Below are 15,148 nucleotides of genomic sequence, written 5' to 3'. Positions count from 1 at the left end.
CCTGTGAGCGGCTTGTTTATTACTTTGGAAGGCCCCGAAGGCGCGGGCAAAAGCACCAACCGCGACTACCTGGCGGCGCGCCTGCGCGAGCATGGCCTGGATGTGGTGCTGACCCGTGAGCCTGGTGGCACGCCGCTGGCCGAGAAGGTGCGTGAACTGCTGTTGGCCCCCAGCGATGAACCCATGGCCGCCGACACCGAACTGCTGCTGGTGTTCGCTGCCCGCGCCCAGCACCTGGCGCAGGTGATCCGCCCGGCGCTGGCCCGTGGCGCTGTGGTGTTGTGCGACCGGTTTACCGATGCCACGTATGCCTACCAGGGCGGTGGCCGCGGCCTGTCGGTCGAGCGTATCGCCACCCTGGAGCAATTCGTCCAGGGCGACCTTCGCCCGCAGCTGACGCTGGTGTTCGACCTGCCGGTCGAAGTCGGTTTGGCCCGTGCCGCTGCGCGCGGTCGCCTCGACCGCTTCGAGCAGGAGGGCCAGGCGTTTTTCCAGGCTGTGCGCCAGGCTTACCTGCAGCGCGCTCGGCGCGAACCCCAGCGTTACAGCCTGCTGGATGCCGCACAGCCGCTCGCGGCCGTGCAGCGTGCTATCGATGCGCTGTTGCCGGCCATCGTGGAGCGGTGCCGTGGCTGAGGCCTACCCATGGCAGCAGGCGCTCTGGCAGCAATTGGCCGGGCGCAGTCAGCATGCCCATGCCTACCTGCTGCACGGTCCGCAGGGCATTGGCAAGCGGGCCATGGCCGAGCGCCTGATGGCCCGCCTGTTGTGCCAGCAGCCGCAAGGCCTCGATGCCTGCGGCACCTGCAAGTCCTGCCTGCTGCTGAAGGCAGGTAGCCACCCTGACAACTACATCCTTGAGCCCGAAGAGGCCGATAAGCCGATCAAGGTCGACCAGGTCCGCGAGCTGGTGGCCTTCGTGGTGCAGACGGCGCAGTTGGGTGGGCGCAAGGTGGTGTTGATCGAGCCGGTGGAAGCCATGAACGTCAATGCTTCCAACGCACTGTTGAAAAGCCTTGAAGAGCCTTCCGGCGACACCGTGTTGCTGCTGGTCACGCACCAGCCCAGCCGGCTGCTGCCGACCATCAAGAGTCGTTGCCAGCAGGTGGCCTGCCCCCAGCCGAACCTGGCCCAGAGCCAGGCCTGGTTGGCCGCGGCGTTGCCTGATACGGCCGAGGCCGAGCGCGATGAATTGCTGACCCTGGCCGCCGGTTCGCCGCTGATGGCGGTCAGCCTGCAGGCGCAGGGAGTGCGCGAGCAGCGTGCGCTGGTTACTGACGGGGTGAAGAAGTTACTCAAGCAACAGCAATCGCCCAGCCAGCTGGCCGAAGCCTGGAAGGCTGTGCCGGTGTTGAGGGTATTCGACTGGTTCTGCGATTGGGCGCACCTCATTCTGCGCTACCAGTTGACCCAGGACGAGGAGGGGTTAGGCTTGGCCGATATGCGCAAGGTGGTGCAGTACCTGGCGCAGAAAAGCCGCCAGGCCAAGGTGCTGGAGGTGCAGGCGTGGATCCTCGAACAGCGCCAGAAGGTGCTGGGCAAGGCCAACCTCAATCAAATCCTGTTGCTCGAATCGCTGCTGGCTCATTGGCTGCAACTGCCGGGCGCCCGCTGATTTCCCATTTTCCATGTGTGCCGCTATCCCATGCTCGTAGACTCCCATTGCCACCTTGACCGTCTTGACCTCAGTGCCCATCAGGGCTCGCTCGATGCTGCGCTGCAGGCGGCGCGTGATCGCGGGGTGGGGCATTTCCTGTGCATCGGTGTCAGTGCCGAAAACGCCGGCGCGGTAAAGGCGTTGAGCGAGCAGTACGCGGATGTCGACTGCTCGGTCGGTGTACACCCGTTGGACCTGGCGCCGGGCGAAACCCCGGCGCTGGAGTGGCTGTTGCGCGAACTGGCCCACCCGCATGTGGTGGCAATTGGCGAAACCGGGCTGGATTACCACTACGAGCCTGAAGCCGCTGAATTGCAGCAGACCTCGTTCCGCCTGCACCTGGAGGCTTCGCGGCAGACCGGCAAGCCAGTGATCGTGCATACCCGTGCGGCGCGGGCCGATACCCTGGCGCTACTGCGCGAGGCCAATCTGCCGCAGGCTGGCGTGCTGCACTGTTTTACCGAAGACTGGGACATGGCCAAGGCGGCGCTGGACCTGGGCTATTACATATCGCTGTCTGGCATCGTTACCTTCCGCAATGCCGATGCCCTGCGGGAAGTGGCGCGGCAAGTGCCGGTCGACCGCTTGTTGGTAGAGACCGATTCGCCGTACCTGGCGCCGATTCCGTATCGCGGCAAGCCGAACTTGCCGCAATATGTGAGAGAAGTGGCGGAGTATGTGGCTTCGCTGCGCGGGGCCAGTTATGGGCAATTGGCTGAGCAGACAACGGCTAACTTCAAGCGGTTGTTTCCGTTAGCGCGGGTGGGTTGATTCATTGGAGTTGAAGGTTGTGTGAGGGCCATGAGGTGCCTGCCACAACAAATTCAGCGCCCGTGAGATCGAGCGCCGCAGGTGTTCGCCGAAGGATTTGCAGCGCCTATGAGATCGAGCGCCGCCCGCGCGGCGCTTCGCGGCTAAAGCCGCTCCTACGTTTGTTTAGGGCCAATTATTCCTGTGGGATTTGCGCGCGACCGCCTTGGCGCATGGCACGATATGGCGTCATACAAACAAGGCGGTCGCGCGCGCCTGGCACAGGCGATACTGGCCCGAAACAAACGTAGGAGCGGCTTTAGCCGCGAAGCGCCGCGCGGGCGGCGCTCGATCTCACAGGCGCTGCAAATGCTTCGGCGAACACCAGCGGCGCTCGTACCATCCCCAAAAATCCCACCTCCAACGCCCGCCGCAAACACACAAAAAAAACCCGGGTTCTGGGGGAGGAATCCGGGTTAAGACCATTAGGAGTAAAACAAAGGTACGCGGTCCCTGAGCACCTTTATCGGCGCGCCGCTAGGGGGGATGCGCCGCGCCAACACTTCTAGTATTGGCCAGGTTTGGCGGCCTGCCAGTGGCTATTGGTCGTTTTTTAAACAAATTTGGAATACGCCCGCGTCTGGTTCCTCCCGCAGCGTATGGCCGAGAGCATCCTGAAACACAGCCATGCTCTGAAGATCCGTGCAATTTCCCGCAAGTTAGGCATAATAAACCGCTTCGATTGTCATCCAGTCCTTCCCATGCAGAAAGAACCTCGTAAGGTCCGTGAGTTTCGCCGTCGCGAACAGGAAATCCTCGATACCGCGCTCAAGCTGTTTCTCGAGCAAGGTGAAGACAGCGTCACCGTCGAGATGATCGCCGACGCCGTGGGCATCGGCAAAGGCACGATCTACAAGCACTTCAAGTCCAAGGCCGAAATCTACCTGCGCCTGATGCTCGACTACGAGCGCGACCTGAACGGGTTGCTGCACTCGGCCGACGTCGACCGTGACAAAGAGGCCCTGTCGCGTGCCTATTTCGAATTCCGCATGCGTGACCCTCAGCGTTACCGGCTGTTCGACCGCCTGGAAGAGAAGGTGGTCAAGGGCAACCAGGTGCCGGAAATGGTCGAACAGTTGCACAGCATCCGTGCCTCCAACTTCGACCGCCTCACCCAGCTGATCAAGGGCCGCATCAGCGAAGGCAAGCTCGAAGACGTGCCTCCTTACTTCCATTACTGCGCCGCCTGGGCACTGGTGCATGGCGCCGTTGCGCTGTACCACTCACCGTTCTGGAGCAATGTGCTGGAAGATCAGGAAGGCTTCTTCCAGTTCCTGATGGACATTGGCGTGCGCATGGGCAACAAGCGCAAGCGCGACCCGGAACCGTCCCACTGAGCTACGCCCCACCGGCTATGTGTACAGGGCTTGCAAAAACCTGATTTATGAGTCAGTTTTTGCCGGCCCCTCTACCCATGCCGGAGTCATCCATGATCGTCGATCGTCAAGGCAGGCGGTTTCGCAACCTGCGTGTCAGCCTGACGGCTGCCTGCAATTACGCCTGCACCTATTGCGTGCCCGACGGCAAGCGCCTGGTGGCGGCGCAGGATGAGCTTTCGGCAGACGCACTGGCGCGTGGCGTGGCCTACCTGATTGAAGCTGCCGGCATCGAGCGCTTGCGTATCACCGGTGGGGAACCGCTGGTCAGTCCGCGCCTGGATGCCTTTCTCGCCGCGGTGGCCAAACTCGGCCTCGAGGATATTTCGCTGACTACCAATGGTCAGCTGCTGGGCCGTAAGTTGCCGCAATTGCAGGCAGCGGGAATTCGCCGGCTGAATGTCTCGCTCGACACCCTGGACCCGTTGGCGTTTCGCCAGATCGCCCGCGGCGGCGACCTGGCCACGGTGCTGGCGGCGATGGAGCGGGCCCGCGCCATGGGCATGCAGATCAAAGTGAACATGGTGCCGATGCGCGGGCAAAACCTCGACCAGGTGCTGCCGTTGCTGGATTACTGCATGGCGCGTGGCTTTGAGTTGCGTTTTATCGAACTGATGCGTATGGGCCACCTGGCGCTTGACCACTCTGCTTTCCTGCGACAATTTGTCAGCCTCGATGACCTGCTCACGCTGATCGGCGGCCAGCACGCCTTCGCCCGTGTCGCTGCGCCGGTGGACGCCACCGCCATGCGCTATCAGATCCCCGGCAAGGGGCACTTCGGCGTCATTGCAAATGAGAGCGTGCCGTTCTGCCGGACGTGCTCCCGGCTGCGGCTGTCATCCACAGGTTGGCTGCATGGCTGCCTGTCGTCGGGTAATCGTCATTTCGTTGGCGACCTTCTGGAAAAGCCACGCCACCAAGCCTTGCCCGCGCTGCAACGGTTGCTGGTCAAGGCCCTGGCTGACAAACAGGCTTTGGCGTTTTCCGGCGGTGTGACCGTGATGAAGGTCATCGGCGGCTGAAGCTGGCGCAAAAGCTGCATCCGCCGGCTATTCGCCGGTTTTTCGTCGCCGGTCACTGGAGGAAAGATGCGTAGCCTGGTCTTGCTGCTGGCGCTGATGGCGTTGAGCGGCTGCATGAATGTCAGCGATATGGGCGAGGGCGTCCGCTATCACATGAGCGACGCAGGGCTGCTGGACCATAGCGAAACCCGGCGCACGCTGTCGATTCGCCTGCAGCCTGACTCGTTCATCTTCATAGGGCAGGGCGCATTCGTGCCGCCTGGCAAGGGCCCGGTACCCCGGCAGAATGCAGTGGCCGAGCAGGCGTTCAAAAGTTTCGTCGAGTATTTCCCGCTTGTGCGCCGCGCCCAAGGCCCGCTGGGCCTGGAAGAGGCCATTGCGCAGGCCCGTTCGGTCGGTGCCGACTATGTGCTGTATACCCGCTTTGCCCGCACCGACGACCGCATCGGCAATGGTGACGAGTGGTACGACGAGCAAGCCGTCGACCGCCTGGGCTGGGACAGCGGCGTGGTGCAGATGATGCTGATCGAAACCAATACCCGCTACCTGATCGATACCGCTCGCATCAAGAGCCGTGGCGGTTTGTTGACGTCCCACGACAAAACCCCCGAGGATTTGCTTGCCGCACCGATGCGCGAGTACGCTCGTAGCCTTCTGGGCATGAGTGAGTGAGGCGAGTGTGATGAGCGACACCGGTAAGGCCAACGACCTGCTGGCGCAGATCCCCAAGGCCAAGGGCCTGCCGCCGGTCCACCTGTGGAACCCGGATTTCTGCGGTGACATCGACATGCGTATCGCCCGCGATGGCACCTGGTATTACCTGGGCACGCCCATCGGCCGCAAACCGATGGTGCGGCTGTTCTCTACCATCCTGCGCCGCGATGGTGACGATTACTTCCTGATTACCCCGGTGGAAAAGGTGGGCATTCAGGTAGACGATGCGCCGTTCGTGGCAGTGGCGCTGGAGGTGCAAGGGCAGGGCGAGCAGCAGGTGCTGCGCTTTACCAGCAATGTCGAGGATCAGGTAGAGGCCGGCCCGGCCAATCCGCTACGGGTAGTCACCGATCCGGTGACGCAAGCGCCGTCGCCGTACGTGCTGATGCGCAGTAATCTCGAGGCATTGATACACCGCAATGTGTTCTACCAGATGGTGGAGTTGGCGGTGCCGCGCGAGATCGATGGCGAGCCATGGCTGGGCGTTTGGAGCGGTGGCGAGTTCTACCCGATTGGGCGCAGCAGCTGATTGGATTGTGCGTGCGTCGCCGGCTTCGCAGCAAACGAAAAAGCCCCCGGCTGCTGTGACAGCTGGGGGCTTTTTCAATGTTTGGCTCCGCGACCTGGACTCGAACCAGGGACCCAATGATTAACAGTCATTTGCTCTACCGACTGAGCTATCGCGGAATCTGCGCACATCATACCGATCGCCAGGGGGAAGTCAAGACACCCCCTGGCAAATCAAGCAGTTACAGCACTTGCACGATCGCTTTGGTGACGACATGGATGTTGCTCTGGTTCAGCGCAGCCACAGCGATGCGGCCAGTGTCCAGCGCGTAGATGCCAAAGTCGTTCTTCAACCGGGCCACCTGCTCTACGCTCAGGCCCGAGTAGGAGAACATGCCGACCTGGCGACCGACGAAGCTGAAATCGCGGTTGGCACCGTATTCGGCCAACAGCGCGACCATCTGCTTGCGCATACCGTGGATACGTTCGCGCATTTCGGCCAGTTCGGTTTCCCACATCTGGCGCAGCTCGGCGCTGTTCAGCACGGTAGCGACGATGGTTGCGCCGTGGGTGGGCGGGTTGGAATAGGTGGTGCGGATCACGCGCTTGACCTGCGACAGCACGCGGGTGCTTTCGTCTTTGGAGGCGGTAACCACCGACAGCGCACCCACGCGCTCGCCGTACAGCGAGAACGACTTGGAGAACGAGCTGGATACGAAGAACTCCAGGCCCGACTCAGCGAACAGGCGGACCGCGAAGGCGTCTTCGGCAATGCCGTCGCCAAAGCCTTGGTAGGCCATGTCGAGGAACGGCACGTGGCCTTTGGCCTTGACCACTTCCAGCACGTTTTTCCAGTCGTCCAGGCTCAGGTCGACGCCCGTCGGGTTGTGGCAGCAGGCGTGCAGCACCACGATCGAGCCAGAGGGCAGGGCGTTGAGGTCTTCTAGCATGCCGGCGCGGTTGACGTCGTTGCTCGGGGCGTCGTAGTAGCGGTAGGTCTGCACCGGGAAACCGGCCGACTCGAACAGGGCGCGGTGGTTTTCCCAGCTCGGGTCGCTGATGGCCACCACGGCGTTTGGCGAGATCCGCTTGAGGAAGTCGGCACCGATTTTCAGTGCGCCAGTACCACCGACGGCCTGCACGGTGACCACGCGGCCGGCGGCCAGCAGTGGCGATTCGGCACCGAACAGCAGCTTTTGCACGGCCTGGTCGTAGGTGGCGATACCATCGATCGGCAGGTAGCCGCGCGAGGCATGCTGGGCTGCACGCTGGGTCTCGGCTTCGATCACGGCGCGCAGCAGCGGAATGCGGCCTTCCTCATTGCAATACACGCCAACACCCAGGTTGACCTTGTCGGTACGTGGGTCGGCGTTGAATGCTTCGTTGAGGCCCAGGATAGGGTCGCGGGGTGCCAGCTCGACAGCGGAAAACAGGCTCATTGTTACTTCGGCTCTGATTGGAGAGTGATAGGGCGTACACGCTCCAGCCGAATGCACTGAAGCGGTGCACAAACGGGGAGTCAGTATAGTGATACCGACCGGTGACCGCGACACTCTGGCGCGGCTTTTCCGGGTATTTGCGCAAATATTTTTTGACCATCGGTCTGATTGCCCGGTCAACCGTAATACCTGGTTGTGGCTGTGCCTTGAAAGCCGCCCCTTGCGGGCGCATTTGGGTATAGACTACTGGCTAAATTTACAGTTGCTGCAGCACCGCGAGGTCCGTCATGTCCGAGTTCCAGCTCGTTACCCGTTTCCAGCCTGCCGGCGACCAGCCCGAGGCGATCCGTCAGATGGTCGAGGGCATCGAGGCCGGGCTGTCGCACCAGACGCTGCTGGGGGTGACCGGTTCGGGCAAGACGTTCAGCATTGCCAACGTGATCCAGCAGGTCCAGCGCCCGACCCTGGTGCTGGCGCCGAACAAGACCCTGGCCGCGCAGCTGTACGGTGAGTTCAAGGCGTTTTTCCCCAATAACGCGGTGGAGTACTTCGTCTCCTACTACGACTATTACCAGCCGGAAGCCTATGTACCGTCGTCGGACACCTTCATCGAGAAGGATGCATCGATCAACGACCATATCGAGCAGATGCGTCTCTCGGCGACCAAGGCGCTGCTGGAGCGCCGCGATGCGATCATCGTCACCACCGTGTCGTGCATCTACGGCCTGGGCAGCCCCGAGACCTACCTGAAAATGGTCCTGCACGTGGACCGCGGCGACAAGCTCGACCAGCGCGCACTGTTGCGCCGCCTGGCCGACCTGCAGTATACCCGCAACGAGATGGACTTCGCCCGCGCTACATTCCGGGTAAGGGGGGATGTGATCGACATTTTCCCGGCGGAATCGGACCTGGAGGCCATCCGCGTCGAGCTGTTCGATGACGAGGTGGAGAACATCGCGGCGTTCGACCCGCTGACCGGCGAGGTCTTCCGCAAGCTGCCGCGGTTCACCTTCTACCCCAAAAGCCACTATGTCACCCCGCGGGAAACCCTGCTGGATGCCGTGGAGGGCATCAAGGCAGAGCTCAAGGACCGCCTGGAGTACCTGCACAAGGCCAACAAGCTGGTCGAAGCCCAGCGCCTGGAGCAGCGCACCCGGTTCGACCTGGAGATGATCCTGGAGCTGGGCTACTGCAATGGCATCGAAAACTACTCGCGTTACCTGTCTGGCCGCCCGGCGGGTGCACCGCCGCCAACGCTGTACGACTACCTGCCGCCCGATGCGCTGCTGGTGATCGACGAATCCCACGTCAGCGTGCCGCAGGTGGGGGCCATGTACAAAGGCGACCGTTCGCGCAAGGAAACCCTGGTCGAGTATGGCTTCCGCCTGCCGTCGGCACTGGACAACCGGCCCATGCGCTTCGATGAATGGGAGAGTGTCAGCCCACAGACCATCTTCGTTTCCGCCACCCCGGGGCCTTACGAGGCCGAGCATGCCGGGCGGGTGGTGGAGCAGGTGGTGCGCCCCACCGGGCTGGTCGACCCGCAGGTCGAGATTCGCCCGGCGCTGACCCAGGTCGACGACCTGCTGTCGGAGATCCGCAAGCGGGTGGCTGCCGGCGAACGGGTGCTGGCCACCACCTTGACCAAGCGTATGGCCGAGGACCTCAGCGACTACCTGGCCGATCACGATGTGCGGGTGCGCTACCTGCACTCGGACATCGACACGGTGGAGCGGGTAGAGATCATCCGTGACTTGCGCCTGGGTACCTTCGACGTGCTGGTGGGGATCAACCTGCTGCGTGAGGGCCTGGACATGCCCGAGGTGTCCCTGGTGGCGATCCTCGATGCCGACAAGGAAGGCTTCCTGCGCTCGGAGCGGTCGCTGATCCAGACCATTGGCCGTGCGGCGCGTAACCTCAATGGCCGGGCCATCCTGTACGCCGACAACATCACCGGCTCGATGCAGCGGGCGATCGATGAAACCGAGCGCCGCCGCGAGAAGCAGATCGCCTTCAACGAAGCCAACGGCATCGTGCCCAAGGGCGTGATCAAGGACATTACCGACATCATGGAGGGCGCCACCGTACCGGGTGCGCGCAGCAAGAAGCGCAAGGGCATGGCCAAGGCCGCGGAGGAGAGCGCCCGTTACGAGGCCGAACTGCGCACGCCTGGGGAGATCACCAAGCGTATCAAGCAGTTGGAAGAGAAAATGATGCAGTTCGCCCGCGACCTGGAATTCGAAGCCGCGGCGCAGTTGCGTGACGAGATCACCAAGCTGCGTGAGCGGTTGATCACCAGCTGAAGGCTGGCGCCGGCCCTGTGGGTGCATCGCAACAAGCTCAATGGGCCTCGCCAGCTTTCAAGCCCTGGGGCAATTTGCGCGTCAGCAGCACCGCCACCATGCTTACCGCCAAACCAATCCCGACGAAGTGGAAGGCGTCGTTGTAAGCCATGATCAGCGCCTGCTGGTGGGTGATCTCGCTCAGCTTGCCCAGCGCTGCATTGTCACTCCCCAGGCGCTCCGTCAGTTGCGCCAGGCGCTCGGCCACTTGGGGGTTGGTGGGCACCACGGCCTCACGCAGGTAATCGAAATACACCTTGGTCCGCGCGTCCAGCAGTGTTGCCAGCAAGGCAATGCCAATGGCGCCGCCGAGGTTGCGCAGGATATTGAACAGGCTCGACGCAGACCCTGCGTCCTGCGGCTGAATATAGGCGGTGGCGATCAGCGAGATGGTGACCATGATCATTGGCTGGCCAAGTGCGCGAATGATCTGCACATGGTTGAACTGCGGCCCGGCAAAGTCAGGGTTCAGTACCCCCGAGCCGAAACTGGCAGCGCCGAACAGGCAGAAGCCCAGCGCACACAGCACCTTGGGTGATACCACCTTCATCAGCTGCGGCACCAGCGGAATCAGGAACAACTGCGGAATACCCATCCACATGATCACTTCGCCAATCTGCAGGGCGTTGTAGCCCTGCACCTGGGTCAGGTACAGCGGCAGCAGGTAGATCGAGCCATACAACCCGACGCCCATGCCCAGGCTGGCGATGCTCGACAGGCCGAAGTTGCGGTTGCCGAGGATGCGCAGGTTGATCAGTGGGTGCGGCCTGGAAAACTGCAGGATGACGAAGGTGATGAGGCTGATCAAGGCGACGCTGCCCAGGGCTACGATCAAGTGCGATTCCAGCCAGTCCTTGCGGTGGCCTTCTTCGAGAAATACCTGCAGGCAGCCCAGGCCCAGGCCGAGTGTGAGGATGCCGCCATAGTCGGTGCTTTTCAGCAGGTCCCAGTGCGCCTCCTTTTTCTCCAGCCCGTACAGCAGGCCAGCGATCATCACCAGGCCCGGCGGAATGTTGATATAGAAGATGTATTCCCAACCCCAGTTCTCGGTCAGCCAGCCGCCCAGGGTGGGGCCGATCGAAGGCGCGAAGGTGGCGGTCATGGCGAACATGGCCATGCCCTTGGCGCGGTGGTGCTCCGGCAGTTTGGTCAAGGTCAGGGTGAATGCCAGCGGTATCAGCGCGCCGCCGGTAAAGCCTTGCAGGGCGCGGAACAGGATCATGCTTTCCAGGTTCCAGGCCATCGAGCACAGTAACGAAGACAGCAGGAACCCGGCCGAAACCCACACCGCCAGGCGCCGCGCCGACAGCAGTTGCACCAGCCAGGCCGTCAGCGGGATCATGATGATTTCCGCGACCAGGTACGAGGTGGAGATCCACGAACCTTCTTCCAGGGTGGCCGACAGCGCGCCCTGGATGTCCTTGAGCGAAGAGTTGGTGATCTGGATGTCCAGCACCGCCATGAAGGCGCCGAGCATCACGCTCATCACGGCGATCCAGTCGCGGCGGCTGGGCTCCCCTGTCGGGCGCAGCAGTTGTTCAGCGGCCATCGTGGCCTTCGTCTTCGTTGCGCAGATCCACGGTGGCAGTGACCGACATGCCCGGGCGAATACGCCCGTGCAGAGGGTTGTCGGCGCGGAAGGTGAGTTTTACCGGGATGCGCTGGACCACCTTGGTGAAGTTGCCGGTGGCGTTGTCCGGTGGCAGCAGGCTGAATTGCGCCCCCGAGGCTGCGAACAGGCTGTCGACCCGGCCTTCGATCGGCGTATCGGGGTAGCTGTCGAACAGTAGTTCGGCGCGCTGGCCTGGCTGCATATGCCCAATCTGGGTTTCCTTGAAGTTGGCCTGCACCCAGATGTCTTCGTCAGGCACGATCGACAGCAAGTAAGCCCCGGCCTGCACCACCTGGCCATTGCGGGCACTGCGCTGGCCGATGGTGCCGCTGATGGGCGCGCGGATCTCGCAGCGGGTGAGGTTCAACTCGGCCTGGGCCAGGTCGGCGCGGGCATTGGCGATCTGCGCATCAAGGCGCTTGAGGTCGGCATTCAGTGCGCTGACCTGCTGGCGCTGGCTTTGCAGGTCGGCACGGGCCTTGTCCACTTGCGACCCGGCAACGTGGCTGTCGGCCGACAGGGTGGTGACGCGTTCTTCCGACACAAACCCTGGCTTGCGCAGTTTCTCGGCGCGGCTCAGGTCCAGCCGCGAGCGGTCGAACGCGGCCTTGTTGGCGGCCACCTGGGCCTGGCCGGCGGCAATCAGGCTGCTTTGCTGGGTAAGGCGGCTTTGCGCCTGGGCGTACTCGGCTTCGCGGGTGGCCAGTGCCGCACGGGCGCGCTCAAGGGCCAGCTCGAAATCGGCCGCCTCCAGGCGCACCAGCAGGTCGCCCTGGTTGACATGCTGGTTGTCTTCGACCGGCACGCTGTCGATGCGCGCGCCCAACTGGCTGGAGACACGGGTGATCTCGCCCTGTACGTAGGCGTTGTCGGTGCTTTCGTAGAAGCGCCCTTTGAAATACCAGTGGGCCAGGAAAGCCAGGGCAATGATGGCCACCAGGGTGAAAAATATCGCCAGGCGGCGTTTGAGTTGGGCAGGCATGGGGGATTGTCGTTGCAGAAATGTAAATAAATTTAACAGCGGCAGATGGCCAGTCGGCAAGTGACGTTCGCGCCATTGCTGGAGCCCGGTGCCCGCCACCTGCTAACATCCCGCCTTTGTTTCATCTTTCGTTCGAGACTCTCCATGACCACCGTACGCACGCGTATCGCGCCATCGCCTACCGGCGACCCTCATGTTGGCACTGCCTACATCGCCCTGTTCAACTACTGCTTCGCCAAGCAGCACGGCGGTGAGTTCATCCTGCGCATCGAAGACACCGACCAGTTGCGCTCCACGCGCGAGTCGGAACAGCAGATCTTCGATGCCCTGCGCTGGCTCGGCATCGAATGGAACGAAGGTCCGGACGTTGGCGGCCCGCACGGCCCTTACCGGCAGAGCGAGCGTGGCGAGATCTACGCCCAGTACGCCAAGCAACTGGTCGACGCCGGCCACGCTTTCTACTGCTTCTGCACCGCCGAAGAGCTGGAACAGATGCGTGCCGAACAGCAAGCCCGCGGCGAAACCCCGCGCTATGACGGCCGTGCCTTGCTGCTGAGCGACGAGGAAGTGCAGCGCCGCCTGGCCGCTGGCGAGCCGCACGTCATCCGCATGAAGGTGCCAAGCGAAGGCGTGTGCGTGGTGCCGGACATGCTGCGTGGCGATGTCGAAATCCCGTGGGATCGCATGGACATGCAGGTGCTGATGAAGAACGACGGCCTGCCCACGTACTTCCTGGCCAATGTGGTGGACGACCACCTGATGGGCATCACCCACGTGCTGCGCGGCGAAGAATGGCTGCCATCGGCACCCAAGCTGATCAAGCTGTACGAGTATTTCGGCTGGGAGCAGCCCAAGCTGTGCTACATGCCGCTGCTGCGTAACCCCGACAAGTCCAAGTTGTCCAAGCGCAAGAACCCGACGTCGGTCACCTTCTACGAGCGCATGGGCTTCATGCCGGAAGCCATGCTCAACTACCTGGGCCGCATGGGCTGGTCGATGCCAGACGAGCGCGAGAAGTTCTCGCTGGCCGAGATGGTCGAGCACTTCGACCTGTCGCGCATCTCGCTGGGCGGCCCGATCTTCGATATCGAGAAGCTGTCCTGGCTCAACGGCCAGTGGCTGCGCGAGCTGCCGGTCGAGGAGTTCGCGGCGCGCCTGCAGAAGTGGGCGTTCAACAGCGACTACATGATGAAGATCGCCCCGCATGTGCAGGGCCGGGTGGAAACCTTCAGCCAGGTCGCCCCGCTGGGCGGTTTCTTCTTCGAAGGCGCGTTGAAGCTGGACGCCAAGCTGTTCGAAAGCAAGAAGTTGTCGGCCGACCAGGTGCGCCAGGTCATCCAGCTGATCCTGTGGAAGCTCGAAAGCCTGCGCCAGTGGGAAAAAGAACGTATCACCGGCTGTATCCAGGCTGTGGTCGAGGCCCTGGAGCTCAAGCTGCGCGATGCCATGCCGCTGATGTTCGCGGCCATCACCGGCCAGGCCAGCTCGGTATCGGTGCTGGACGCCATGGAAATCCTTGGCCCGGACCTGACCCGCTACCGCCTGCGCCAGGCCCTGGACCTGCTGGGTGGTGTGTCGAAGAAGGAAAACAAAGAGTGGGAAAAGCTGCTGGCTTCCATCGCCTGATTCAATACTACACCTAACCTGTGGGAGCGGGCGCGCCCGCGAATGCGGTGTTTGATCTACGATCGCATTCGCGGGCACGCCCGCTCCCACAGGCCCAGCTGAAGCCCAAAAACCGGGGTAGGGCGGTAAGTGATTGTTATCTGTGAAAAAATTTTTGGTTATTTTTGAAAATTCGTTTGACAGCCCTGCAATCCGATCTTAATATGCGCCCCGTCCACAGCGATGAACGTAAACGAAGCGCCAGGCACCCAGTCAGCGGTTCGGTTCAAAGCGACATTGTGGGGCTATAGCTCAGCTGGGAGAGCGCCTGCATGGCATGCAGGAGGTCAGCGGTTCGATCCCGCTTAGCTCCACCAAATTCCGCTTAACAGCCCAGGCTGGTAAGCAAGACCGGGTCCAGCAACCGGGTCTTGAAGGTAAGAAGGTTCGTCCCCTTCGTCTAGTGGCCTAGGACACCGCCCTTTCACGGCGGTAACAGGGGTTCGAGTCCCCTAGGGGACGCCAGTTTTGCACAAGCGATGTTGTAGATGTCGCTGGGCCGCGAGGCTAAAAATCCGGGGCTATAGCTCAGCTGGGAGAGCGCCTGCATGGCATGCAGGAGGTCAGCGGTTCGATCCCGCTTAGCTCCACCAATTCTGCCAGGGTTCATGCAAATGAATCTTTGCGAAGGTTATGTCCCCTTCGTCTAGTGGCCTAGGACACCGCCCTTTCACGGCGGTAACAGGGGTTCGAGTCCCCTAGGGGACGCCACTTTTCCTGCGTTTTGCAGGGCTTAAAAAGGCTCGTCGATTATTGATGAGCCTTTTGTTTCGGGGCTATAGCTCAGCTGGGAGAGCGCCTGCATGGCATGCAGGAGGTCAGCGGTTCGATCCCGCTTAGCTCCACCATTTATGCCAGGGTTCATGCAAATGAATCTTTGCGAAGGTTATGTCCCCTTCGTCTAGTGGCCTAGGACACCGCCCTTTCACGGCGGTAACAGGGGTTCGAGTCCCCTAGGGGACGCCAATTTTTTTACCCGCGTTTTGCGGGACTTTGAAGGCTCATTCGATTATTGAATGAGC

12 protein-coding genes and 7 tRNA genes are annotated in these 15,148 nt (G+C 62.1%); 15 read left to right on the top strand and 4 right to left on the bottom strand.

The genetic code is table 11. The features are described from left to right. Positions 1 to 3: 3 nt before the first annotated feature. The 7 genes from tmk (at position 4) to ACF8SD_RS14625 (ending at position 6,108) form a co-directional block, all read left to right on the top strand. Entirely contained in the window at positions 4 to 636 is a 633-nt protein-coding gene (tmk, locus tag ACF8SD_RS14655; RefSeq protein WP_173890697.1) for a dTMP kinase, read from the top strand. Beyond that, positions 629 to 1,615 carry a DNA polymerase III subunit delta' gene (locus ACF8SD_RS14650; RefSeq protein ID WP_392484594.1) on the top strand — a complete coding sequence of 329 codons (987 nt, stop codon included), beginning with the start codon at positions 629 to 631 and terminating at the stop codon, positions 1,613 to 1,615. Before tmk ends, ACF8SD_RS14650 begins: the two co-directional genes overlap by 8 nt. Positions 1,616 to 1,645: 30 nt before the next feature. Then, positions 1,646 to 2,428 (top strand): TatD family hydrolase, encoded by a 783-nt coding sequence (locus tag ACF8SD_RS14645; RefSeq protein WP_173890693.1) that lies wholly within the window; start codon positions 1,646 to 1,648, stop codon positions 2,426 to 2,428. A gap of 740 nt (positions 2,429 to 3,168) precedes the next feature. Beyond that, positions 3,169 to 3,804: a TetR/AcrR family transcriptional regulator gene (locus ACF8SD_RS14640; protein ID WP_009685056.1), complete on the top strand. Its 636-nt coding sequence runs from the start codon at positions 3,169 to 3,171 to the stop codon at positions 3,802 to 3,804. A gap of 92 nt (positions 3,805 to 3,896) precedes the next feature. Then, positions 3,897 to 4,865, top strand: coding sequence for a GTP 3',8-cyclase MoaA (locus ACF8SD_RS14635; protein ID WP_392484593.1), 969 nt, complete (start codon positions 3,897 to 3,899; stop codon positions 4,863 to 4,865). A gap of 66 nt (positions 4,866 to 4,931) precedes the next feature. Continuing rightward, entirely contained in the window at positions 4,932 to 5,537 is a 606-nt protein-coding gene (locus tag ACF8SD_RS14630; protein WP_392484592.1) for a DUF4823 domain-containing protein, read from the top strand. Positions 5,538 to 5,547: 10 nt separating this feature from the next. Further along, positions 5,548 to 6,108 carry a DUF1285 domain-containing protein gene (locus tag ACF8SD_RS14625; RefSeq protein WP_173890687.1) on the top strand — a complete coding sequence of 187 codons (561 nt, stop codon included), beginning with the start codon at positions 5,548 to 5,550 and terminating at the stop codon, positions 6,106 to 6,108. Between the two features lie 82 nt (positions 6,109 to 6,190). On the opposite strand, the gene ACF8SD_RS14620 is transcribed toward ACF8SD_RS14625, so the two are convergent. Then, positions 6,191 to 6,266 (bottom strand) — tRNA-Asn (locus ACF8SD_RS14620). Positions 6,267 to 6,328: 62 nt separating this feature from the next. Next, on the bottom strand, positions 6,329 to 7,525 hold the full coding sequence (locus ACF8SD_RS14615; protein WP_029887102.1) for an amino acid aminotransferase: 1,197 nt from the start codon (positions 7,523 to 7,525) through the stop codon (positions 6,329 to 6,331). Between the two features lie 287 nt (positions 7,526 to 7,812). On the opposite strand from ACF8SD_RS14615, the gene uvrB reads away from it, so the two are divergent. Continuing rightward, positions 7,813 to 9,828, top strand: coding sequence for an excinuclease ABC subunit UvrB (uvrB, locus tag ACF8SD_RS14610; protein WP_009685051.1), 2,016 nt, complete (start codon positions 7,813 to 7,815; stop codon positions 9,826 to 9,828). Between the two features lie 37 nt (positions 9,829 to 9,865). Here uvrB and ACF8SD_RS14605 read toward each other — a convergent pair whose 3' ends face one another. Together ACF8SD_RS14605 and ACF8SD_RS14600 are read right to left on the bottom strand one after the other, a co-directional pair. Then, positions 9,866 to 11,356 (bottom strand): MDR family MFS transporter, encoded by a 1,491-nt coding sequence (locus ACF8SD_RS14605; RefSeq protein WP_392484628.1) that lies wholly within the window; start codon positions 11,354 to 11,356, stop codon positions 9,866 to 9,868. A gap of 49 nt (positions 11,357 to 11,405) precedes the next feature. Continuing rightward, entirely contained in the window at positions 11,406 to 12,461 is a 1,056-nt protein-coding gene (locus ACF8SD_RS14600) for an HlyD family secretion protein (RefSeq protein ID WP_392484591.1), read from the bottom strand. Between the two features lie 144 nt (positions 12,462 to 12,605). On the opposite strand from ACF8SD_RS14600, the gene gltX reads away from it, so the two are divergent. The 7 genes from gltX (at position 12,606) to ACF8SD_RS14565 (ending at position 15,092) form a co-directional block, all read left to right on the top strand. Then, a complete protein-coding gene (gltX, locus tag ACF8SD_RS14595) occupies positions 12,606 to 14,087 on the top strand; it encodes a glutamate--tRNA ligase (RefSeq protein ID WP_029887104.1) in 1,482 nt (493 codons plus the stop codon). A 280-nt stretch (positions 14,088 to 14,367) separates the two neighbouring features. Continuing rightward, positions 14,368 to 14,443 (top strand) — tRNA-Ala (locus ACF8SD_RS14590). Positions 14,444 to 14,515: 72 nt separating this feature from the next. Next, positions 14,516 to 14,591: transfer RNA gene (locus ACF8SD_RS14585), tRNA-Glu, on the top strand. Between the two features lie 52 nt (positions 14,592 to 14,643). Then, positions 14,644 to 14,719: transfer RNA gene (locus tag ACF8SD_RS14580), tRNA-Ala, on the top strand. A 42-nt stretch (positions 14,720 to 14,761) separates the two neighbouring features. After that, positions 14,762 to 14,837 (top strand) — tRNA-Glu (locus ACF8SD_RS14575). Positions 14,838 to 14,898: 61 nt separating this feature from the next. Further along, positions 14,899 to 14,974: transfer RNA gene (locus tag ACF8SD_RS14570), tRNA-Ala, on the top strand. Positions 14,975 to 15,016: 42 nt separating this feature from the next. Then, positions 15,017 to 15,092: transfer RNA gene (locus tag ACF8SD_RS14565), tRNA-Glu, on the top strand. Positions 15,093 to 15,148: the final 56 nt, after the last annotated feature.

It is taken from the genome of Pseudomonas sp. CJQ_9, assembly GCF_043106615.1.
Classification (GTDB): domain Bacteria; phylum Pseudomonadota; class Gammaproteobacteria; order Pseudomonadales; family Pseudomonadaceae; genus Aquipseudomonas; species Aquipseudomonas juntendi.
Note: the sequence above shows the minus strand (reverse complement) of the source record. Positions and strands in the feature narration are given on the sequence as shown.

Excerpts from the sequence above, each read along its gene's own strand:
- ACF8SD_RS14615 (WP_029887102.1), bottom strand. The coding sequence starts at position 7,525 with ATGAGCCTGTTTTCCGCTGTCGAGCTGGCACCCCGCGACCCTATCCTG.
- ACF8SD_RS14645 (WP_173890693.1), top strand. The coding sequence starts at position 1,646 with ATGCTCGTAGACTCCCATTGCCACCTTGACCGTCTTGACCTCAGTGCC.
- gltX (WP_029887104.1), top strand. The coding sequence starts at position 12,606 with ATGACCACCGTACGCACGCGTATCGCGCCATCGCCTACCGGCGACCCT.
- ACF8SD_RS14635 (WP_392484593.1), top strand. The coding sequence starts at position 3,897 with ATGATCGTCGATCGTCAAGGCAGGCGGTTTCGCAACCTGCGTGTCAGC.
- ACF8SD_RS14625 (WP_173890687.1), top strand. The coding sequence starts at position 5,548 with ATGAGCGACACCGGTAAGGCCAACGACCTGCTGGCGCAGATCCCCAAG.
- ACF8SD_RS14630 (WP_392484592.1), top strand. The coding sequence starts at position 4,932 with ATGCGTAGCCTGGTCTTGCTGCTGGCGCTGATGGCGTTGAGCGGCTGC.
- ACF8SD_RS14640 (WP_009685056.1), top strand. The coding sequence starts at position 3,169 with ATGCAGAAAGAACCTCGTAAGGTCCGTGAGTTTCGCCGTCGCGAACAG.
- ACF8SD_RS14600 (WP_392484591.1), bottom strand. The coding sequence starts at position 12,461 with ATGCCTGCCCAACTCAAACGCCGCCTGGCGATATTTTTCACCCTGGTG.
- uvrB (WP_009685051.1), top strand. The coding sequence starts at position 7,813 with ATGTCCGAGTTCCAGCTCGTTACCCGTTTCCAGCCTGCCGGCGACCAG.